General features: G+C 43.7%; 4 protein-coding genes and 1 pseudogene. 2 read left to right on the top strand and 3 right to left on the bottom strand.

Annotated features, from left to right (window positions below; all coding sequences use genetic code 11):
* A partial coding sequence (locus tag PX481_RS27630; RefSeq protein ID WP_130758671.1) for a transposase occupies positions 1-114 on the top strand: 114 nt, incomplete at its 5' end.
* An 82-nt stretch (positions 115-196) separates the two neighbouring features.
* On the opposite strand, the gene PX481_RS27625 is transcribed toward PX481_RS27630, so the two are convergent.
* From PX481_RS27625 to PX481_RS27615, 3 genes are all read right to left on the bottom strand, one after another.
* A complete protein-coding gene (locus tag PX481_RS27625) occupies positions 197-526 on the bottom strand; it encodes a helix-turn-helix domain-containing protein (RefSeq protein WP_002763223.1) in 330 nt (109 codons plus the stop codon).
* On the bottom strand, positions 523-903 hold the full coding sequence (locus PX481_RS27620) for a type II toxin-antitoxin system RelE/ParE family toxin (RefSeq protein WP_002763221.1): 381 nt from the start codon (positions 901-903) through the stop codon (positions 523-525). The genes PX481_RS27625 and PX481_RS27620 overlap by 4 nt, the downstream gene beginning before the upstream one ends.
* Before the next feature lie 164 nt (positions 904-1,067).
* Positions 1,068-1,889 (bottom strand): PEP-CTERM sorting domain-containing protein, encoded by an 822-nt coding sequence (locus tag PX481_RS27615; protein ID WP_288027058.1) that lies wholly within the window; start codon positions 1,887-1,889, stop codon positions 1,068-1,070.
* Positions 1,890-2,286: 397 nt separating this feature from the next.
* Here PX481_RS27615 and PX481_RS27610 point away from each other — a divergent pair.
* Positions 2,287-2,500, top strand: a pseudogene (locus tag PX481_RS27610) (IS30 family transposase); the annotation flags it as partial.
* Positions 2,501-2,666: the final 166 nt, after the last annotated feature.

Here is a 2,666-nt window from a genome sequence, read left to right as displayed (position 1 = left end):
GTGGTCGAGGGAATCAACAATAAACTTAAACTAATAAAACGGAGAGGCTATGGCTTTAGAAACTTTCGGAATTTTTGGGTTAGAAGTATGTTATCTTGGCATCTTGTATGTTGATTTAGCATAAAGGGTAACGAAGAGCCATAAATAGCGCCGCCCTTAACAGACGGTAAGGCCACTCTTTTTGTCTCTGCTGCTCTTATTGCACTGCTAGAACAGAAATATGTCCGACCTCTTTTGTATCGCTACGAGGCCGGATGACGATCTCGACATCTTGATTCAATGCCGTGAGAAATTCCATCAATCGTTCAACTGAAAATTGATCGAGCCGATAGTTTTTTAGTGCTGAAACCTTGGGCTGCGGGATATTAAGCAGTATGGCAATCTCCCTCTGTTTCAGCTTGCGACTTTTCAGAAGTTCGTTAACGGCCAGGGCTAGGCGTGTTTTCGTTTGCCGTTCGGTTGCGTCTGGATAACCAAGGTCAGCGAAAACGTTCGTGGTGCCGCGAGTGATTTCCAAATTGCTCATTTTGTCCCTCTACTTTCATAATCCGCTTGTGCGCGTTTCATCCGTTCAACAATAAGCTTTACATCCTCTTGAGGTGTCTTGATTCCAGACTTCGACTTTTTCTGGAATGCGTGCAGAACGTAAACAACTTCAGCGAAGCGCACAGTATAGACCGCTCGATAAGTGTCGCCTCGATGATCTTCGACGATCTCAAATACTCCTGCCCCTTCACCCTTCCAAGGTTTAGCCTTTGGATGTTTACCCCCCAACTGCGCTAGACCAAGGGCATAGCCCATATCGTCCTGCACCTCGGCAGGGAAAGTCAGGTAGTCCTTTTTCGCAGAGGCCACCCAATACAAGGGTTTTTCCCGCGACATACTTTTAGAAATTCGGATCATTCAACAATATACCCAAACTGGAATAATCAGTCAAGGAATTAACAGAGCGGCGGTATCGCTTGAAGTTGCATCGCATGGTCAATATCAACATTCGATTCAGGCTGAGGCAATAATAAACCCCTTCATTTTCTTATTGAAGGGGCGTTTGTGGGGTTTTCTGATTGTTAGGAATCTTTTTCTAGTTCTTTTCCAGTGGATTTAGATGGTTTAATTTTGCGCTTGAGGACTGCACCTGCTCCTAAAGTGCCGAAGGCAAGAAGCCCAAGAACAGAGGAGGGTTCGGGAACTGAACTGGAAACAGGGGCAAGTTGAAAAAGTTGCTGGTATGCCCTTCCCTGTGATCCACCACCAAGGTATCCCAATTGGGCAAAACCAACATCATAATCAGACAAAATATCAATACTTGTATCTACCCAAAAACTAGATAGGTTAGGAATAGCTACAGGAGGTCCATTGATGACTTGAGAGAAGGAATATATTGAAGTAGCACTACCAATGTTGTTACTTCCTTGTGTAGTTCCCACGTCAATAGTCCCTGTTAAAAAAGGTGAGAAACCATTGAGAGAACGATATCGCAGAGGCGATGTTATCTCAGTGATATCGTTCTCTAGGCTTGTAACCTTGAAATTGTAACTGAAGCTTTTCGTCCCTGCACCAAAAACACTCAGTTCCTGATTGTTAGCATAATAGGCTACTCCATGACCAAAGGCTATCGGGTCTTCTTCTTGTACTACAATATTATTGAAGTCAAAGCTGGTAGCTGTCCCAGTTATACTACTATTTACCAAAGACCAGTTACTTAGAATTTCTTGTCCTACCTGAATAGAACCACCATTAAAAAGCTCAGTTAGAGTACACGAATCCGTTGCAGCACATCCGACAGTGACTGTAGCGGCTAACATTGGATTAGCCACAATTATCAATCCACCGAAGAGAATTCCGCTACTTAAAGTACCTTTGATCACAAATTTAGCACCAGTTTTCATCAATCTCATCATGTACGCTCCTTATTGAATTTGAGAACTGCTTACCTGAGTCGAGTCAACAATTCTGCTTCTGCTATTACCCTGATAGATGGTTGTTTGATTTGATGTGTGAATTGATTAAAACTGTATGAATTGCTTGAATACGACACAAAACGTAACGGGCGATGCACTAGAACTACCTTTTTTTATTAATAAATAGCGCCGCCCCTTGATTCAATGCCGTGATAAATTCGATTTTTGGACTTAGGAAGACGAAAACAACCAAACGCCGATTCAAAAATGAAGTGCACCACTAGGGTAGTCTTCCAATGAGGAGGCTCATCAAGGTAACCTGACTTGTACCACCAAGAGAGGAAACCCAAGACGAAGCTCCTCACATCAATTAGGAGTTAAATGCTACTTTGCTAATCCTTACCATTCTTGGGAGCGAGGACTCAACGAGCATACTAACGGTCTCATGCGGCAGTTTTTCCCGAAAGGGACAAATTTCTCTCATCGTCAAACAAGCTGAGGTAGACCGAGTGACAGACTTAATCAACCATCGACCCCGAAAAGCCCTTGACTATCGCACTCCATCTGAGGTATTCTTCAACCCACATTCCGCACCCTAAGTGTCACAACGTCTCAAAAGGGGAAGGGGCGCGAGTCAAAATACTTATCTAGAGGAGTGAGTTGGCGGCAAGCTGCCGGCAACTAAGCCGAAAATTTCAGAGTTCCCCCGGTCATTCTCAATAAACAGTGCTTGTTGAGAATGACCGGTCAATCAGACTTAACATC

It is taken from the genome of Microcystis sp. M53603_WE2, from assembly GCF_030065435.1.
The sequence above is the reverse complement of the archived record's forward strand: the minus strand, read 5'-3'. Positions and strand labels throughout refer to the sequence as shown.

Coding starts and splice junctions, on each gene's coding strand:
- PX481_RS27615 (WP_288027058.1), bottom strand. CDS start 1,889: ATGAAAACTGGTGCTAAATTTGTGATCAAAGGTACTTTAAGTAGCGGA.
- PX481_RS27625 (WP_002763223.1), bottom strand. CDS start 526: ATGAGCAATTTGGAAATCACTCGCGGCACCACGAACGTTTTCGCTGAC.
- PX481_RS27620 (WP_002763221.1), bottom strand. CDS start 903: ATGATCCGAATTTCTAAAAGTATGTCGCGGGAAAAACCCTTGTATTGG.